This is a genomic window from Gemmatimonas groenlandica (genome assembly GCF_013004105.1).
Classification (GTDB): domain Bacteria; phylum Gemmatimonadota; class Gemmatimonadetes; order Gemmatimonadales; family Gemmatimonadaceae; genus Gemmatimonas; species Gemmatimonas groenlandica.
On the sequence record NZ_CP053085.1, the window covers coordinates 4072269 to 4089890 of the forward strand.

A 17622-nucleotide genomic window follows, 5' to 3' on the forward strand; every position below is an offset into this window, starting at 1 on the left:
TATGATGCGCTGCAGCAGAACGCTGAGGCGTTAGGTTGCTCGATCGCTCTAAGTCAACATGAAAAACTCAATCGAAGCCAAGCGGTTCGCCAGCACGCGCTATCGCAGCGTCGTCACCGTCGAAGCGGAGAACCAGCATGACGATCAGCCGGATGGTGAAGCGCTCACCGAAAAGGTCGCTCGCAAGTGCAAGTAGCGTTTGCGCGGCTTGACCTCTTGTGCCTGCGTGTCGCGCTGGCGCTGACTGGTCTGATCCTACCGCTCCGCTTGCAGTCGCAAGCGGGTGCGACGGGTGTACTGGCGGGCGCGGTGTTGGCCGATTCGACTGAGCGTCCGATTGCGGACGCGGAGGTGGCCTTGCCGGCGCTACGATTGCGCACACGAAGCGATTCGATGGGCGTCTTCACGCTACGTGGTGTGACGGCCGGCCGACATGTGGTCGTGGTGCGCGCCATTGGCTACGGCGACCTGTCGATGCCGGTCCTGTTTCGTCGAGGCGAAACGCTCACGATCGACGTGTTACTCACCGCGCCCGCGCAACGATTGTCACCCGTTGACGTCGTGGCTCCTAAGGCGTCGGGCAATAACCCGCGAATTGCAGAGTTCGACGAGAGGCGGAAGATCGGATTCGGCGAGTTCCTGACGCAGGAAGACTTTGCAAAGGCCGAAGGCCGAAACATGCTGAATGTCCTCACCAGTCGAATCCCCGGGGTGCGCATCGTCGGCACCGGCCGTCGGACGCTGGTCTCAAGTCGTGGTGTCATCAGCTTTTCGCGGTCGCAGTGCCCTATACGCGTGATCTTCGACGGGATCCCCGACGCGGCACCGCTGGATTTGGACTCTATCGAGCCCTCAACGATCGCCGCCGCCGAGTACTATACGCCCGCGACTTTACCGGCACAGTTCAATTTTGGCGGGAATTCGCCGTGCGGCACACTCCTTCTCTGGTCGCGCTGGTAGTGCGGTCGCCATGGTGTTCGACACTCGTCTCGTCTCGTCCTTCTCTTCGTCTTCAGTTCGTTCACCCTTCATGAAGCCCCCACAACAGTTGCCATAACCGTCGCATCGAGTCTTCACGCCGGTGCCAATCGATCCGCCGGCTCCAACATGGGGGGCAGTAACACCGCCTTTTCCGCCACGAGTTGGCACTCTTTGGTGCCACACCGCAGGTCACGGGCTCCCCACTCAGCGAGCTTGTCATTGACGAGATAGGAACTTCGATTCTGGTAGGTCGCGTACACGGCACCTACCGAAACGGCGGCGACCCTTCGCGTGGCGCGAGCCTAACGATGCTTGCTGCAGTCGGGCGTTTTCGGAAGCGCGCTGCGCGCGCATTTTATCTAGACGCCCGCTGCAGAACCGGGCGTTCGGCAGATGTAGCCAAGGTGTCCACTGTGCAAAATTCGGTGGACGCCGATCAGATCCTTCGGTAGCGTTCCCGGAGGATTCTCTCAAAGGGAGCGCACATGTCACGCCGTCCTAGTGAACAAGCCCGATCGGTAGAGCCACAAGTCGCTCACGACATCTTGTCGCGCGCTGCGAAACTCGATGCTGAAACGGAATCACCGTATCGCGTCTCGCACTTGCGCGAAGCCGCGGAAGAAGCCGGCATTAGCTCCCCTGCTTTTGAACAAGCGCTTCGTAATGGAGGCCAGGGCATTCGATCTACGCCGCCGCTTTGGGTGCGCGTGTGTCTTAGCGGAGTACCGTCACGCCGTGCCGCCATGGTCTTCTTTGGGGGATTCCTCGCAGCGATACCGATCGTCGTTGGGGCAGCCGTCGCTGGCGTCTTGCCAGCGGATTCCGCCATCAGTGTCGGGATCTTTCTCGCGTTTGCAGGTTGGAGCACGGGCGAAGCAGTGCGTTGGCAAGACCGTCGGGGCTGGGAACGCCGCGAATGATCTGTTGATCTCGGTTCCTCACCGCCGAACGAAACGTTGCAGCAGACGGGCGAGCGATAGTAGCTCGCTACGCTCGCACTTTATTTTCTTCGCCCGCTGCTGAACGTGGGCGTTAGGCAATTTCCCCAATACTCACCGCAATACGAATGGCAAAGATTGCGCGATCGGCAGCGGTTACTGCGGGGCTCATCGTTGGCGGCGCTGCCCTCGGTGGGTACTTCGGCATGTACCTCCTCGGTATCCTCGAATTCTTCATGCACCCAGTGCGTGGCATTCCGCAGGCTTGGCAAGTCCAATGGCTGGCGAGTGTGGTCGGCGCAGTCGTGGGCGGACTGGTTGGTCCGCTGGTCGTGTGGACTAGGCTGCGAGACGTGCCCGTTTGGCGAACCGTCGCGCATACGGGAGGCGGCGCCCTTGTCGGAGGAGCACTCGCCTTCTGGGGATCAAGTTGGAATCCGATACTTGCCCTCGAGGGCGCAACGCTCGGCGTGATCGCGGGGGCCCTGGTGCTTCGCCTACGCATGAGAGCACGAACGGATTCGCCACACATGCCGCCGGCTGTATGACCCGACATGCCAGCGCCGATGCTAATCGGGTGCTGTTCAAGAAATGCCCGTTCGTCCCACGCCAGTCGACTGCTTGAGATAGGCCGCCTATGCCTAACGAAACGTTGCTGCCGAAAGCGCTCTTCGGTGTGCGGCAGGCGGTCGCCGTGCTGGCGCACGTCGCCCGTCCGGCCGCATTTTGTTTGATGCGCTGCAGCAGAACGTAAGGCGTTAGCCCTCAAACCCAATCAAATGTTTCGGATTGCCTGCTTCGTGTTCTTGAGCACTCTCGTGAGCCCGTTGGGCGCGCAAACGGTTCGTCTTCCCTCGCGTCAGTCGCTTTTCGTGCTGCAGGGCGGAGACACTCCGAACGTGAACCATCACATGACGGTGGCTGCCCAAGCATTCGGAGTTGACTTCGCGGTCGTCGGCGGTAGCTCAGGGCGCGAGTTGGCGCCGCCGGGGGGGGCGTCGCGTGGAAGAGTTCTACTGCTGGGATACACCCGTTATCTCGCCGGCGAGCGGTCAGGTCGTTCAAACTATGGATTCGCTACCGGACAACCCGCTCGGGACGCACGATACCATAAACCCGCTGGGCAATCACGTCGTCATTCGCAGCGCAGATCGATTTTACTATCTCGCCCACTTCCGCCGCGGCAGCATCACGGTTCGAATCGGCAGTACGGTCGAAGCTGGCGACTCAATTGGGCGGTGCGGTAACTCTGGCAATTCTGATTTTCCGCATATTCATCTACACGCCACAGCTTCCCCGCGATTCGGCGAGGGCATGGGCATCAACCTGGTGTTCGGACCGATGAGAGCCGAGTTGTCGGGTAAAGTGTTCGAAGAGGTTGAGTGGCCCATGCTTTCCGGTCTATGGGTCCGGAGCCGTTGAGGTCTAACGTGCGTTGCAGCAGACGGGCGGTCCTTGGAAGCTCGCTGCGCTCGCATTCTATTTCATTCGCCCGCAGCTGAACTTTGGCGTTATGCTGACCCAGTGCCGCTGCGCCATCTCTAAGGCATTCAGTGTCGTCCTAGCTCTCGCGTCGAAAGGTCTACCAAGCCCGCGCCGCCAAACTGAACGCTGCCCTTGCGAGATCAATCATGACAGCAGAAAGAGCGAGAGAGGCGTATCAACTCCTCAACTCGGCAGTGCTAGATCTAGTGTGCGGCACGGGAGTCATTGATCTCTACAACTCACCTCGTATTCAATCCGTCATTACTTCGGATGTTGAACTGGGTGTCACGCGAATGACACTGTCGCACTTGATACTCACGCTCAGCAAGATCAACGAAGTCTATAGAAGGTACAAGGCACTGATTCCTCAAGACGTTTCGAAGCAATTCAAGTCGCTTCAAAGAGAGATCCAATCGCGCCAAGTTGTGGAGTTTCGCAATAAGGTGGTAGGGCACATTTGGGACGACGATCTCAATCGTCCTCTGCTCGATCGGGAGATTCTTGCAATCTTGAACACTGTGACTGGAGGCGATACAGAAGCGTTCCTTAGGTGGATCAACCCAGCGAGTGATCCCAGTCCAGGTTCAGTCGTGGGTACAGTGGAGCGGGTGCGAGACTCGATCGGAAGAACGTACGAAATCCGAAGCAGGAGCAGCGTGGAGAATCGCAGTCGTTAACCGCAGCGGCCTCCGCAAGGCATAGCGGATCGCTGCTGCCGACGGGGCTGATCAAGGAGTGCGACTGGCTCACTACGTTCGCCTGTCGCATTGTTATGAGGCCCCGCGGCAGATCTTTGCGTTACGCCGAAATACTGACCCATCATGAGACTGAATCGATTTGCGTTTGCGATGATTTGCAGCGCAACGCTCGGATGCGATCGAGATGTTGCCATTCATGTTCCGGAACCTGGCGGCTGTTGGGCGATCGCCACCGGCGCGCGATCGTTCTGGCGACCACGCGCATGGTTACGGCAGCCCGATACTAAGCAAACGGCAAAGTTTTGGCTTGCGGCGGCGAACGAACGTCCGCGTCGCGTGGACGATTGGGTGCAGATGTTCGAGGGGATTCCGAACAGATCTGAGCCAGGCTATTCGAATTGGCAGTATACGTCTGGCAACGTGTTGCAGCTTCGGTTTTTCGACGTTGATTGGAGTTATGCGATGGACCTGTCGACCGTAAGCACAGACAGCGTTCGCGGGTACGTTCGGTTTTCGGGTGACACCAAAACCGGCACGTCGCGAATACTGGGAAGTCGAATTGCTTGTCCGTCACCCGTAGATTCAGCCGACGTAATATTGCGTCCAAACACCAAACGCTAGTGCGTCGCGCAGGGACGGTCTGACTTACGCTACTGCTGACGAACGCACGGAGTTTGGTTTGACGAGCGCGGGGCGTCCGTTCCACTGTTTGACTATCGATCGCGAACGCCCCGCTTCCATTCGTGCATGCGTTCGCAGCAGAGCTAAAGCGCTAGACGTCTGCATCCGTTGTTGGATCGTTCCCATCTTGCGGGCAGTGCCTCATACAACGCGGACCCCATTGAATGACGCGAGTTCAGAGGGCCGCTTGCGTCAACGATGCGCTCGATCCGGCGGAACCTTACCGCCGCTGACAACCAGTTCTCAGTTTCGGAGCGTGCATGAATTTCGGAACCTTCGAGTTTGGCGAGATATGGATCCTGGGAGTTGTACGGGCAGTCATCGTCAGTGTGGCTAGAGCAGGACATGTCACGTCAAGCACATTAAACGGAGCACGAGTCATCCTCGCGCTGACGCTGACGCTGACGACGTCGGCAATGCGATTGGCAGCGCAAGCACCGGCGGGCAGTCATTCGTTGCGCGGCGTGGTGTTTGACAGTGTGCGGGGAGCGCCGCTGGCAGATGCGCTGGTGCAGATTAGTGCCACCAATGAGCGCGCGTACGCGATCTCGTCGCGCAGCAATGCGCGTGGTGAGTTTGTGTTTGACTCACTTCGCACAGGCTCGTACCTGATTGGGTTTCTGCATCCGCGACTCGATTCGCTATTGCTCGCACCGTCGTTGCGGCTGGTCGTCATCGGAGGCGCGTCTACGCAACCGGTTGCGCTTGCGATTCCCAGTGAAGCCACGCTGCTGATGACGTTCTGCGGAGCCAACGCTGCCTCACCAACCGTCATGCTCGGTCGCGTGCGCTCTACTGACGCATCGCGTGTGCGCGCGGACGCGTCAATCCGCGCAGAATGGTCGGAGCTCGCGATGACGGCGCAATCAATATCGACATCGCCACGATCGGCGACCGCACGTGCCGGACAAGACGGCGCGTTTGCTCTCTGTGGACTGCCGCCGGACGTCCGGCTGTATATGCGTGCGAGTGTTGGACGCGATTCGTCGCCAGCCCTGGCAATCGACGCGCCGTCGTCTGGGCTCTTGTTACACAGCCTCTGGGTGAGTCCACGCGAATCGAGTGCGCGCGCGATCACGCGCGGCACGGTACGTTCTGTCGAAGAGAAGCCCATCGCCGGCGCGCGACTCAGCGTGCGCGGCAATGCTTCAACTGTGACCAGTGACGCGAGTGGTGCCTTTGCGCTTCCTGCCTCGCCGCTTGGCACGCGCATGCTCGACATTGAAGCCGTTGGCTTTCAGTCGCAACACATTCCGATCAACATTCTCAGTGGAGACGTTGCGGCGCTGAACATTGAGTTGTCGCCGCACCTGCCAACACTGGCGACCGTTCGCGTCACAGCAAGGATGACGGCGATCAACGAGCGACGCAACAAGCACCTGGCATCGTTTCTCGACGACTCGACGATCGCGCGACGTCGTCCCGGCCATATTGCCGATGCTGTGCGCGGTATGCCCGGCGTTCTACTCATCAACGCGGATGCTTCGCGCGGGACATTCAGTGAACGCCGCGCGTTTGCCAGCCGCGCCACCGATCCCGGCACTTTCGGTGATCGCATCATGCTCGGTACACCGCGCAAATCGTGCGAACCAGCCGTGTTTGTTGACGGCGTGCGCCAACGCGTCACCACCACCGGTGACGTCGACGCGCTAGTGGACGTGCAAGAGATCCGAACAATTGAACTGTACCGCTGGGGCTGGGAAGTCCCGCAACAGTTCGACGCGCCAACGGAGTGCGGTGCGTTGCTAATCTGGCGCAAGTAAGCGCCGATGACTTGCTAACACGGTGTCCTTCTGGGGGAAGCGTACAACCCCGAACTTGGACACTCCGTATCATCTCGATCGAAATCGAACGATGCGCCACTGCTCTCGAATCGCACTTGTGCTTTGCAGCTCAATACTCGCCTGTACGAGCTGCTCAGATGCGCCCGATTCTGTGGAGCATCCTGCACGCGTGACCCTTCGACGGGATGCCGTCGGGTGCTGGGCCCTGCGTCTACGGTTTGATCGCTCAGCTGAGAGCAATTTCTACTGGGCTCCTCAGCAATGCGTTTAGCGTTTCGGTGTTCGTCCTCGCGATGCCGGAGCGCGACCGGGCACGTCAGAAGGCTTTATGGTCGGGCTTACGAGTTTTACGATGCCGGACCGCCGTTCTCGACGTCGATGGGAGCGGCAAGCGCAAAGCGCATATCCTGCCCGAAGCTACCGGAGTTCGGCGTCTAACGGGTCGCTGCTGCCGACGGGGCAATTTTGCGGATGGCGGCTGGCTCGCTTCGCGCGCTCGCCGCATTTTATCGGAGCGGCCCCGCTGCAGAGCGTGGGCGTTATAGGCCACTGCAGACTCCGGCGCGGACCTTGAGATTCTGTACAGTGTACGTACATTTAATGGATGAGCCACCTCGAGTTTGAGTGGAGCCCGGCCAAAGCCGCTTCGAATCTCAAGAAGCATGGCGTGAGCTTCGAGGAAGCGCGCACCGCGTTCGAGGATGAGGAGGCGCTGCTCATTCCCGATCCCGAGCACTCGGTGGGTGAGGAGCGTTTTGTTCTCCTGGGCGTTAGCGGGGCATCGCGACTGCTGATCGTGATTCACTGTGAGCGTGGCCCCGACCTTGTTCGTCTCATCTCTGCGCGTAAGGCGGAACGTACCGAGCGCGCGGCGTATCTCTCGCGGAGAGCCCGATGAAAGCACGCTACGATTTTTCTGCGGCGACGAAGAATCCGTACGCCAAGCGGTTGAAGCGGTCGGTGACGATTCGGCTCGATGAGTCCACCGTCGAGTATTTCCGCGACCTAGCCGCGGAAGTGGAGCTGCCCTACCAGAGTCTGATCAATCTCTACTTGCGTGATTGTGCGGCGTCCGGCCGCCGTCTCTCGATGTCGTGGCGGCCCGTTCGATCCGGTGCCGTATAACGTGCGCTGAAGCTGCCGAGCGAGCTGTGGAAGCTCGCTGCGCTCGCATTTCATTGCAGTCGCTCGCAGCTTAGCTGAGGCGCTATGCGATCCAGCGAGGCGGTATTTGACGTGCGTCACGTGACGCGTTACATGGTCCTATGATCAAGTCGTTTGCGGATAAGCGCACGCAGAGCCTCTACGTCGACGGTGTCGCCAAGCGGTTTCCACCAGAGCTTGCTTCGCGAGCGGTCCGCAAGCTGGAGTACGTGGCGTTGGCGACCAGCGTCGAGGACTTGCGGGTACCACCGGGCAATCGCCTGCATGCCCTGAAGGGCGATCGGAAGGGGCACCACGCGATCGCGGTGAACGATCAGTGGCGCATCTGCTTTCGCTTTGTTGATGGCGCGCATATGACGTGGAGATTTGTGACTATCACTAAGAGGACGCCGCGATGAGCATCCCCAATTCCAAGCCCGTGCGGCGACGCCCGACACATCCTGGCGAAATGCTCCGTGAGGATTTCCTCCCGGATTTCGGCCTCACCGTGACGGGACTTGCCGAAGCCGCCGGCGTGTCGCGACAGTCGATCAACGAGTTGCTGCGCGGTCGCCGGGCGCTCAGTCCCGAGATGGCCTTGCGCCTGGGGCGTCTCTTCGGGAACGCGCCCGAGTTTTGGCTGAATGCACAGCGCGCGGTCGATCTGTGGGATGCGGCGCAACTGCTCAAGGTGGAGAGGGCGTCGATTAAGCCGCTCCGGGTCGTATAACGTTTCGCTGCTGGCGTCAGCGACGATGCGGTGGGCCGTGTAACTGCGGCGCTGGCGCGCCTTCGTTCACGGCTATTTGTTGATAGTCGCTGCAGCAGAGCGCAGCGTTACGCCCACGCAGTCCGGTATTGCCGAAATCCGCCGAAATCGCCATCGTAGTTCGTATGGTCAACAAATCTCCCGCCCTCGAATCGCTCACGGCACAGGAGCGCATTGTGCTCATGGGGCGTCTGTGGGATAGTCTCGATGCCGCTGCGGCCGCGCCGCTGTCGCCCGCGCTTGTGGCTGAGCTCGCGCGCCGCGAGGCGGATGCCGACGCGGACCCAGATGCGGGCATTCCCTGGGACGCGCTCCGCGACGAGCTGCAGGCGCGACTTCGCTGAGCGCCGCGCTGGTCGTCCGCGCCCAAGCGCGCGCCGAAATTGATGATGCATTTGAATGGTATCGCGAGCGGTCACCACAGGCGGCTGCAGACTTCCTGGCGGTCGTCGATGATGCCCTCCGCGAAATTGCGGAGGACCCCGAGCGATTTCCCGTGGTGCATGGTCGCCTGCGCCGCATCGTGCTTCGGCGCTTTCCGTACGCGGTGTACTACAAGATCTTTCCGCGCACCGTCAGCATCGTTGGCGTCATTCACGGGCATCGTCATCCGGACACCTGGCTCTCGCGTGCCGGGCCATAACGTTTCGCTGCTTCTGCCAGCGACGATGCGGTGCGCCGTGTAACTGCGGCGCTGGCGCGCCTTCGTTCACGGCTATTTGTTGATAGTCGCTGCAGCAGAGCGCAGCGTTGAAGCTGTAGAAAAAGGCGTTTTCAAAGGTTCGCGTGCGCTTCAACGCGAGCGATCAGATGCGCGAGGGGACACCGGGCGAATGAATCGTGAAATTCGCGTCTGTGCGTCGTTGCAGACGCCTGAGTGCCGTGCGGCGCAGCATCGTTTCATGCCGCGTAACCGCTCTTCGCGAGCTTTTCGATGTTGTGCACGAGGCAGTATAGCTTCCATTGCGTGTCGACTTTCACGCGCCCGCGTAGCGTGAAGCGATCGAGTCGCTTGTTGGCGCGTAGATTGGCGAACACGGGCTCCACCGTGGCGAACCGCTGCGCGTACTGCGCGCGACCGGTGGCGCTGTCGATCCGCTCACGCATCAACGCCGAGTAGTTGACGGTGCGACCTACGCGATCGCGGAAGAACGCGACGTTGCGCACGGGTGTGGTGTTCGGCGTTCGCAGGCACTGCGCACGCAGTGGGCACGGTCCACAATCACGCTTGGCGCCGCGGAGGTGCTCGCCGATGTGGTCGCGCGTGATGTTGCTCGCTCCCTTCCGATATAGCGATGTGCCAGCCGGACACACGCAGGTGCACGCGATCGAATCGTAGCGAAGGTCTTCGGGCGCGAACACGGAGGCCGACTTCTTCGCGGGTCGCGATTTGTCGTGTAGGGGATTGGGAAGCGTGGTGTATCGCCCCTGCGTCGCGAAACGCGTATCGCGCTGCCGCATGGCGTTGTCCGCGATCAGCGCGGGCACCTCAGCGCGCGCGAGCGCCTGCAGATTCGCCTCGCTGTGGTAGCCGGCATCCGCCGTGATGAGCGTGTCTGGTGTGCGCAGCACAGCGGTGGCCATGACCACCGGTACGAGCAGCTCCTGTTCCGCGCCGGTGCCATGTGCCTGCGCGTCTACAATGATCTGATGCGCCTGATCCACCGTGGCGACCCCGGTGTAGCCTTGAATGACACCCTTTGCGGTCGCCATCTTCGCACTCTCGTTGTCGGTGCGATTGCTCTTGCGCACGGCACCCTTCGCTCCCCGTCGGTCGGTGGGATGTCGCGTGAGCCACGTCCGCAGCTCCGCTGCGTCGGCCTGCAACTGCTCCACGCGAGCGTGATCCTTCGCCGACAGCGTCGGCTTGGTGGGGCGTGCGTCCTCCGCTCGATGCCGCGCGAGCATCGCCTCAGCGGCGCGCTCCATCTTCTCCGCTTGCCGCTCGAAGTCGGCGCGCGTGCCGCTCCGATGCTTGGACGCATTGCTTGGGAGCTTGACCCCATCGATGGCAAACATCTCGCGCCCGATCAGCCCCTGTCGATCACAGACCGCGAGCACGGCCGCAAAGATCGGCGTAATCTGATCGCCTAGGGTGCTGACGAAGTGCGCGATGGTCGTGAAGTGCGGGAGCGAGTCGCCGCTCAGGGCCATGAACGTCACCTGCTCCTCACACGCCCGCGCGATGGCGCGACTACTGATGATGCCCCGGGAGTAGGCGAACAGCACGACCCGCAGGAGCATCGCAGGCGCGTAAGCCGGCGCACCGGTCACGTCATTACGATACCGGGCATCGAACGGCGTCAGGTCAATCGCCTGCTCGAGCAGATGGTGCAGCGCGTGCTCGAACGTCCCAGGGAGCAGCTGCGCGGCGAGGTCGATCGCGACGAACTTGGGCTGCGTGTCCACCGGCTTGTAGCGGGCCATGGCAGATCTCGACGAGAGACGAAAGAGACCGCAGATTTCCTATGAGGCCAACGGCTCGACGCGTGGAGAGTTCCGTTTCCACATTCGTCGCGCGGACTTTTCCTACAGCCTCGTTGGCGAGCAACTCATGCCATTGCGACGTGTTGATCGCGGAATTGGACGCGATGGCGACGGCGCTGCTGCCGCAGGGAGCCCGACGCGGTGAGAAAGTCCGGGGTCGCGTGACTATCTAGAGATATGACTACGCCGCCGCCGGACGCCATGCCGCGCACCCAAGAGGCTCTGTACGAACACGCCATCGCCGCGTACGGGACGGCGATCCACCGGGTCGCGCGGGCCTACGAGGCCGATCCGGACACGCGTGAGGATCTGCATCAAGACATCCACCTCGCGCTCTGGCGGAGCTTCGCCGGGTTCGACGCACGATGTTCTCTTCGCACGTGGGTGTATCGGGTCGCGCACAATGTGGCCACGACGCACGTCATCCGACACCGCCGGACGCGCGCGCGATTCGTCGGCCTCGATGAGCTCGCATTGCCCGCGTCCCGCAGTGACGTGGAGGGCGACGCGCACCGGACGCTGATGGTGGAGCGCCTGCACCTGCTCATCCAGCACTTGCGCCCGCTCGATCGCCAGCTCTTGCTGCTCTACCTCGACGACTGCGACGCCAAAGCGATGAGCGAGATCACCGGGCTGTCGGCCGGCCACGTCGCGACGAAGATCGGCCGCATCAAACAGTTCCTTGCCCGTACCCATCAAACCGGAGCCCCCCATGTTCGATGAATCCGAGCTGGCCACGACCCGCGCGCGCTGGCAAAGCCAGTCGGCACCGGCGTTGTCGCTGTCCAGCGAACTCCTGCGGACGCGCACGCGGCAGCTCGATGCCCTGATGCGTCGCGCTCGCGCTGCCGTCGTCGGCGGCGGCAGCCTGGCCGTGCTGGCGTGTGGCTGGCTGCTCTACACGTTTCCGAACCCGCTCCAGCGCCTGGGCGGGGGGCTCGTGCTGTTGGCGGTGGCGCTGTACATCCGTCAGGTGTGGGCGCTCGTCGTCAGCACGCAAGCCGCGACGGGGCCGATGAGCAGCACGCCATCCATCGTGGCCTACCGAGCCCTCCTCGAAACGCAGCGCGCGTTCCATGGCGGCGGCGGGGCGTGGGCCCGCTTGCTCACCATGACAGTGGGCCTCCAGCTCTTCCTCGCGGGCAGTGCCGCGATTGAGGGGTGGGACCGGGACGCCGTCCTCTTCGCGGCGCTGTGCCTCGCGCTACCGGTCGGCGTATTCTTCAACGGTCGCGAGCAGGCACGGCGCTATCAGCGCGAGATCGACACGCTCGATCAACTACACGCCGATGCGACGTGACCCGCGCGGGCTCCATCGGGCACTCTGGTGCGCGCCTGCCCGTTGCTCGCGAACCTTGCGTTGCTCTTGACAGGGCCGTTTCGGATTGCTCCCTGTTCGCTGCGCTCACGGGTCGCGTTTGATGGAAGGGCCCTGCAAGAGAACGCGAGCGTTGGACACCTCCCGAGCACCGTCTCATCTTTGGGCTATGACCGAAAAACACTACAAGCTGATTGGCCCAGACGGAAAGGAAGTGCTTAGTGCGGTACCGGGCACTCTTGGCGGGAACCGTCGGCGGAAGATCTATGGGCGCCTCGACTGCCGGAGCGCGGTCGGCTCGCTACCGACGGGATATGCGAAGCATCGTGTCTTCTTCGCAGACGAGGCGACGGCCATCGCGGCCGGCTACCGACCGTGTGGCACATGCATGCAGGCCGAATACGGCACCTGGGTTGAGGAAGCCATGCGCTCGGGACGCTTATAGCGCAGCGCGTCCGGTGTCGAACGTGCGCTGGAGCGGACACGCGATCGTCGGTGGCCTCTCTGCGCTCGGATCGAAGCGGTCGCTCGAAGCCTAGCTGGGGCGTTTGACGGCTGACCAACCTTCCAATCAACGACATCGATGGGACGCATCATTCCAGGTCGCCTGCGCCTTACGGCCAGTCAGACGCTGGATGACGGTCTCCTTCATCTCACGTACGAACGCCCTGCTGGTCCGCGTGCGTGCGTTTGCAGCGGAGCGCAGCTTTACGCAGGCTTAGCAGCGTGTCCGTCTACCCCGCACCTGCCCTTGATGCCGTCGTTCTCTAAGCAGAGCACATTCTTCCGCGAGCGCGCCATGGACACACTGTCGAGCGGATGGCGCCGAACTACCGGCCGCACATCTGCGTCACGCGCGGCGCATCGGCCGGCAAGTAGATCGCGAGCGCGGATGCCTTGGAGCTTGCACTTCCGGTGCCGAGCGCCTCACCGAGCACCTTCACGCCCACCTTGGACTCGGTAACCGGATTGGCGATGATCGCCGTGGCGCCAGCTTCGGCCGCGCGCTTGATGATGGTCGCCTCGATCTTCCGGTCGGACGTATACACCGAGTTGGCTTCGGCTTGAATGAACGCCAGTTCGTAGTAATCCGATGGAATCTCGGCGCGGCTATCGTATGTTTTCACGACGGCCTCGCAGGTGGCAGTCCGCATCGCTCCTGATGGCACCACGCTGGTCGTGGTGGTCTTGACGCCGCAGCCAGCGAGGACGGTGGCGGCCGCGATACCAAACATCCCGCTTGCAAATGAAGTCTTCATATTGTTTCTCCCAGAGAGTGTGAACCCTTTGGCATACTCCGTTGCAAGCGAAGGGCCAGCGGGGCGCTCAGCAGGGCGGCTACGTGAAGCAGCTCACGCTTTTACCTCTACGGATCAGCGAGGGCGGAAAGCGCACGCATGAAGCGGACAAGCGAGGCCTGCTGTGCCACCGTCAGGACGAGGCGTTGCGGTTGGCCGTTCGGGGCACGGCGCCTGCGTTCGGTGACTACACTCCAGAAGCAGCGCAATGGAGAGCGGTCCTACCGACCGGCGCTACATCGCCGGCGCTACTTACTTCTCGGAACGGTCACGGCGGTGTCGGTGGCGGACTCGTCACTCGTGGCGACGGCGACGGTCGCGGTGCAAGGGCATCCGGCTGCGGTCGGCGATCCCCCGTGCAGCTGACCGGCACGGGCAGCGGCTAAGCGTCATCGCGGCAGTCGGCGCGTGGACGGCACTTTTCGCCGGCTGCACGAATTCGGACAGGTCGTCGCCGCCGACACAGTCGGTGCAGGTGCGCAGCGATTCGATGGACGTTCATCGACCGTGGCAATCCGCGCCTGATGAAGTAGCGGTCTCACCAATCGTTACTGCTGTCAGCGCGAGGCGGTAGCAGGAAGGCCTTCATCTACGAGGAAGAATGAAAATCGGAAGTGTGGTGCGCTCCACCGTCGCTTTGACAATCACTGCCATCCTGACATCAGGATGCTCGCTGATAACACGAGGTGATTGCGTCGATATCGGCGTGTCTGGCATCCAGGTAACGGTATTGGATCAGCGAACACGGCAATCACCGAGCGGGGCGATCGTGACGTTGACGGATGGCGACTACCGGGAGACGCTGATAGGGCGTGGAGGCGTCTATAGCGGTGCCATCGAACGGCCGGGAACATACTCGATCACTGTTGAGGCGCCCGGCTACGCGAGATGGACCCGAGACAACGTCAGCGTTGTTCGTAGTGGTAGTTGCAATTACCTGAAGAATGTCGCGCTTACGAGCGACTTACAGCCGATTGGCTGACTCCTTCATGCGACCCGCATACGGCGCGCGACTGGGACTTCTCATCGCCATGGCGAGCGATTCCGCACTCGGTCGCTACGGGCGTGCGGCGACGCGAGTTGGAGACGGCAACGGTGTTCTTTGATGCCGCCGGGAGAGTGGTCATGGGGACGAGAATCGCGGCAACCACCGGAGTGCCGGCGCGACTGAGCGAGGATCGTCGTGGTGACCTGCTTCCGACAGATACGGCGCAGGCACTCGCGCTGGTGACCGCCGTCCGCGCGTGTGGTCGTCGCTGATGTCTCACGAACCCTTGCTGCGGGCAGCGCGAGGCGGCGTCTGGCTCGCGGGCGCCGTGCTGGCGCACGTCGCCCGTCCGGCCGCATTTTGGTTGGAGCGCTGCAGCAAAGCGTAAAGCGTCGGGCGGCGTTCCTGACTGCAGGCGCCTCACCTTGCATACTTGATCATGAGAACACGCACGATCGCAAACCTCTCGCTGATCCCAGCTGTCGTCGGCGCTCTCCTTCAGGCCGGTGCCCAACTCTTCGCCATCGCTGTCATCGTGGGGACGGTTACGGCGGCGCCGCCTCGGTCACTGGCGATGTACGCCGGCGAGTACGGGTACAACAGCGGCCCGTTCTGGGAGGTGATGCCGACGGTGACGTTCGGCCTCCTCCTCATCGCGCTCGCGGGCAACTGGCGGACGCCAAGACGTCGCCTTGTTCTCGTTGCTGCTGCCCTCTTCATCGCCGCTGGTATCTTCAGCGTGTTTGTGATGGGCCCTGTCCAAGAGGCAGTCGTCGGGGTTGGATACAGCGATACCGTTGACGAGGCACTGCGGATTCGAGCCGCGCGTTGGCACTTGCTCGATTGGGCTGCTTGGGCGATGACGCTCAGCACGGGCATTGTCCTCGCGGCATCCCTCGCCGTCCGTGTGCCCGAAGCCGGCGGCGCCGGCGACGTCGCGTAACGTAGCGTTGCAGCAGACGGGCGGGCCGCGAAGTCGGCTACGCCGCAACGGTTGTCGTCCGCCCACTGCTGCACTCAGGCGTTACGCAGATCCAAAACTTCCAGAACGGCGAGGCTCATGGCGTGTGCATTCTGCGCGATCATCGAAGGGACTTCACCCGCCAGCATCATCTATCGGGACGAGATCGTCATCGCGTTCATGACGATCCATCCCTCCTCGCCTGGGGAGTGCACCGTAATTCCGATTGCTCATGTCGACCATTTTACGGACGTCGAGGACGGAACGGCCGAGCGAATCATGCGTGTGGCGCAACGCATCGGGCGCCGCATGCGGGAGGTGTTTCAGCCCCAGCGGGTGGGCATGGTCGTACATGGATATGGCGTCGCCTGCCTCGCGCTGTTAACCGCTCCCTCATGATCATGTAACCGGCTTGTTAACACGCCACGCTTGCCGGCACCGGAAACTGTCTGCACCCTGCAGAAGGCGCGCAAAGCCGAGCGCCTGATCAAATCCGCAGCATCGCCTAGACACACTGAGGAATTCGCGATGAGCATCCTGATTGCCGCAGGGTCACCGCTGTTTGCACGTGCGATCCTCGTGGGTTGCCTCGGCGGAGTTGGGTTGGTGCTGGGGTATCGATTCAGTACTCGTGGCCCGATCATTCTTCCTATCTACGCCGCGATCCTGTTCGTCGCCTCGCTCACGTTCGCGCAATTTCCCGGGATTTCATTTCCGGTGCGATTCAGCGCAGTGCTGCTCGCGATGCTCGTCGCAACCGCGATAGCTATGGCGGGAGTCCTCTACCATGCTGAGCAGGAACGGCGGAAGCGTGCAGAGCGTGGACTGCCGCCGGTTGAGTGCAACCGCGCCCCTTGGTGGGGCGCACCGTTTGTATTCGCCAGCGTGACGGCCGCTAGCGCCGGCGTAGCTGCACTCATACGCTGAGGCGTTCGGTCGTTCTTTTACGCCGAGGATTGAAAGTGTACGCACGGACGATCGTGGGTCCTCTCATCAGCCTCTGGCTGGTGCTCAGCGCGAGCAGTCGGCCGCTCGAGGCGCAGCGTCGGCTGCCAGTGCTCGACATGCACATGCATGCGCGCGAGGCCGCCCACTATGGAGCGACCGGGCTCCCGATATGCGCGCCGGTGATCCGCATGCCACGGTGGGATCAACGGACCCCGTTCGGGAGCGACTCGACGGCGCCCGCAGCCTGCTCATTGCCGCTGGTTTCCCCCACCACCGATGCGGCGCTCCTTCGCGCCACGCTCGCCAGCATGGCACGCTTCAACGTGATCGGCGTGTTGGGCGGTACGCCGGAGCTCGTCGCAGCATGGCAGCGCGCGGCGCCGGGTCGGTTCATCTCGGGCCTCGATCTCCGCTTTGATGCCAGCACCGGCGCGGCGCGGGCGGCGACCGCCGAGGGGGTCGCACCGCGGCTCCTGCCGATTGATACGGTGCGCGCGCTCTACGACGCCGGGGCGTTCACGGTGCTCGCCGAGGTGATGAATCAGTACGCAGGGATGGCCCCCGACGATCCGCGCCTCGAGCCGTACTGGGCCTTCGCGGAAGCCCGCAACATCCCGGTGGGGATTCACGTGGGCGGCGGCGGTCCGGCGGAACCGTACACGGGCTCGCCCGCGTTTCGGGCGCGCCTCCAAAGCGCGCTGACGTTGGAGGAGGTGCTGGTGCGCCACCCGAAGCTGCGCCTGTATGTGATGCATGCGGGGTACCCGCTTCGCGAAGACCTTCAGGCGCTGCTCTTTACGCATCCGCAGGTGTACGTCGAGCTGAGTATGGCGGTCAACGTGGAGGCGCGGCCGGCGTTCTACCGGTTTCTGCGCGAGCTGGTCGACGCGGGGTACGGAGACCGGATCATGTTCGGTTCCGACCAGATGGTGTGGCCCGGCCTCATTGACGCGGGTGTACGGTCGATCGAGGCGGCCCCATTTCTGAATGCGCGGCAGAAGCGCGATATTCTGTACAACAATGCGGCGCGGTTTCTGCGGCTCTCGCCGGCGGCGATCGCGCGGCATCATATGCGGTAGCCGGCCCGCCAAGCCGTAGGACCGAATCTACGGAAGATGATCTGAACGATTTTGCGGAGCTTTA

General features: G+C 62.3%; 21 protein-coding genes and 1 pseudogene. 20 read left to right on the top strand and 2 right to left on the bottom strand.

Features of this window, described 5'->3' with window-relative positions:
- Positions 1 to 58 precede the first annotated feature (58 nt).
- From HKW67_RS17355 to HKW67_RS17410, 11 genes and pseudogenes are all read left to right on the top strand, one after another.
- On the top strand, positions 59 to 196 hold the full coding sequence (locus HKW67_RS17355) for a hypothetical protein (RefSeq protein WP_171226590.1): 138 nt from the start codon (positions 59 to 61) through the stop codon (positions 194 to 196).
- Between the two features lie 71 nt (positions 197 to 267).
- Positions 268 to 960 (top strand): carboxypeptidase regulatory-like domain-containing protein, encoded by a 693-nt coding sequence (locus tag HKW67_RS17360; RefSeq protein WP_206044472.1) that lies wholly within the window; start codon positions 268 to 270, stop codon positions 958 to 960.
- 1087 nt (positions 961 to 2047) lie between these two features.
- Positions 2048 to 2467: a hypothetical protein gene (locus HKW67_RS17365; protein WP_171226592.1), complete on the top strand. Its 420-nt coding sequence runs from the start codon at positions 2048 to 2050 to the stop codon at positions 2465 to 2467.
- A gap of 454 nt (positions 2468 to 2921) precedes the next feature.
- Positions 2922 to 3341, top strand: a complete 420-nt coding sequence (locus HKW67_RS17370) for a M23 family metallopeptidase (RefSeq protein ID WP_171226593.1) — start codon at positions 2922 to 2924, stop codon at positions 3339 to 3341.
- Between the two features lie 2401 nt (positions 3342 to 5742).
- Entirely contained in the window at positions 5743 to 6546 is an 804-nt protein-coding gene (locus tag HKW67_RS22470; protein ID WP_230981187.1) for a carboxypeptidase-like regulatory domain-containing protein, read from the top strand.
- A 625-nt stretch (positions 6547 to 7171) separates the two neighbouring features.
- Entirely contained in the window at positions 7172 to 7465 is a 294-nt protein-coding gene (locus HKW67_RS17385) for a BrnT family toxin (protein WP_171226596.1), read from the top strand.
- Positions 7462 to 7692 (top strand): BrnA antitoxin family protein, encoded by a 231-nt coding sequence (locus HKW67_RS17390; RefSeq protein ID WP_171226597.1) that lies wholly within the window; start codon positions 7462 to 7464, stop codon positions 7690 to 7692. The genes HKW67_RS17385 and HKW67_RS17390 overlap by 4 nt, the downstream gene beginning before the upstream one ends.
- Positions 7693 to 7832: 140 nt before the next feature.
- Positions 7833 to 8113 (top strand): annotated as a pseudogene (locus HKW67_RS17395) (type II toxin-antitoxin system RelE/ParE family toxin).
- 12 nt (positions 8114 to 8125) lie between these two features.
- Positions 8126 to 8440, top strand: a complete 315-nt coding sequence (locus HKW67_RS17400) for a HigA family addiction module antitoxin (protein WP_171226598.1) — start codon at positions 8126 to 8128, stop codon at positions 8438 to 8440.
- Positions 8441 to 8604: 164 nt separating this feature from the next.
- Positions 8605 to 8823: an addiction module protein gene (locus HKW67_RS17405; RefSeq protein ID WP_171226599.1), complete on the top strand. Its 219-nt coding sequence runs from the start codon at positions 8605 to 8607 to the stop codon at positions 8821 to 8823.
- Between the two features lie 8 nt (positions 8824 to 8831).
- Positions 8832 to 9122 (top strand): type II toxin-antitoxin system RelE/ParE family toxin, encoded by a 291-nt coding sequence (locus HKW67_RS17410; RefSeq protein ID WP_269141419.1) that lies wholly within the window; start codon positions 8832 to 8834, stop codon positions 9120 to 9122.
- Positions 9123 to 9379: 257 nt separating this feature from the next.
- Here HKW67_RS17410 and HKW67_RS17415 read toward each other — a convergent pair whose 3' ends face one another.
- The gene (locus HKW67_RS17415; RefSeq protein WP_171226600.1) at positions 9380 to 10906 is read right to left on the bottom strand and encodes a transposase; all 1527 of its coding nucleotides are present in this window, start codon (positions 10904 to 10906) and stop codon (positions 9380 to 9382) included.
- A 237-nt stretch (positions 10907 to 11143) separates the two neighbouring features.
- Between HKW67_RS17415 and HKW67_RS17420 the strand changes: the two genes are divergently transcribed.
- From HKW67_RS17420 to HKW67_RS17430, 3 genes are all read left to right on the top strand, one after another.
- Complete coding sequence (locus HKW67_RS17420) at positions 11144 to 11689, top strand: RNA polymerase sigma factor (RefSeq protein WP_206044473.1); 546 nt, start codon at positions 11144 to 11146, stop codon at positions 11687 to 11689.
- Positions 11679 to 12266 carry a hypothetical protein gene (locus tag HKW67_RS17425; RefSeq protein WP_171226601.1) on the top strand — a complete coding sequence of 196 codons (588 nt, stop codon included), beginning with the start codon at positions 11679 to 11681 and terminating at the stop codon, positions 12264 to 12266. The genes HKW67_RS17420 and HKW67_RS17425 overlap by 11 nt, the downstream gene beginning before the upstream one ends.
- Before the next feature lie 187 nt (positions 12267 to 12453).
- Positions 12454 to 12729: an Ada metal-binding domain-containing protein gene (locus HKW67_RS17430; RefSeq protein WP_171226602.1), complete on the top strand. Its 276-nt coding sequence runs from the start codon at positions 12454 to 12456 to the stop codon at positions 12727 to 12729.
- A gap of 385 nt (positions 12730 to 13114) precedes the next feature.
- Here HKW67_RS17430 and HKW67_RS17435 read toward each other — a convergent pair whose 3' ends face one another.
- Positions 13115 to 13543, bottom strand: a complete 429-nt coding sequence (locus HKW67_RS17435; RefSeq protein WP_171226603.1) for a hypothetical protein — start codon at positions 13541 to 13543, stop codon at positions 13115 to 13117.
- Between the two features lie 640 nt (positions 13544 to 14183).
- Between HKW67_RS17435 and HKW67_RS22840 the strand changes: the two genes are divergently transcribed.
- From HKW67_RS22840 to HKW67_RS17460, 6 genes are all read left to right on the top strand, one after another.
- Complete coding sequence (locus HKW67_RS22840) at positions 14184 to 14564, top strand: carboxypeptidase-like regulatory domain-containing protein (RefSeq protein ID WP_171226604.1); 381 nt, start codon at positions 14184 to 14186, stop codon at positions 14562 to 14564.
- A gap of 143 nt (positions 14565 to 14707) precedes the next feature.
- Positions 14708 to 14842, top strand: a complete 135-nt coding sequence (locus HKW67_RS22555) for a hypothetical protein (protein ID WP_269141201.1) — start codon at positions 14708 to 14710, stop codon at positions 14840 to 14842.
- A gap of 167 nt (positions 14843 to 15009) precedes the next feature.
- Complete coding sequence (locus tag HKW67_RS17445) at positions 15010 to 15513, top strand: hypothetical protein (RefSeq protein WP_171226605.1); 504 nt, start codon at positions 15010 to 15012, stop codon at positions 15511 to 15513.
- A gap of 117 nt (positions 15514 to 15630) precedes the next feature.
- Entirely contained in the window at positions 15631 to 15930 is a 300-nt protein-coding gene (locus HKW67_RS17450; RefSeq protein WP_171226606.1) for an HIT family protein, read from the top strand.
- A 30-nt stretch (positions 15931 to 15960) separates the two neighbouring features.
- Entirely contained in the window at positions 15961 to 16458 is a 498-nt protein-coding gene (locus tag HKW67_RS17455) for a hypothetical protein (RefSeq protein ID WP_171226607.1), read from the top strand.
- 53 nt (positions 16459 to 16511) lie between these two features.
- On the top strand, positions 16512 to 17558 hold the full coding sequence (locus HKW67_RS17460) for an amidohydrolase family protein (RefSeq protein WP_206044474.1): 1047 nt from the start codon (positions 16512 to 16514) through the stop codon (positions 17556 to 17558).
- The last annotated feature ends 64 nt before the right edge of the window (positions 17559 to 17622 follow it).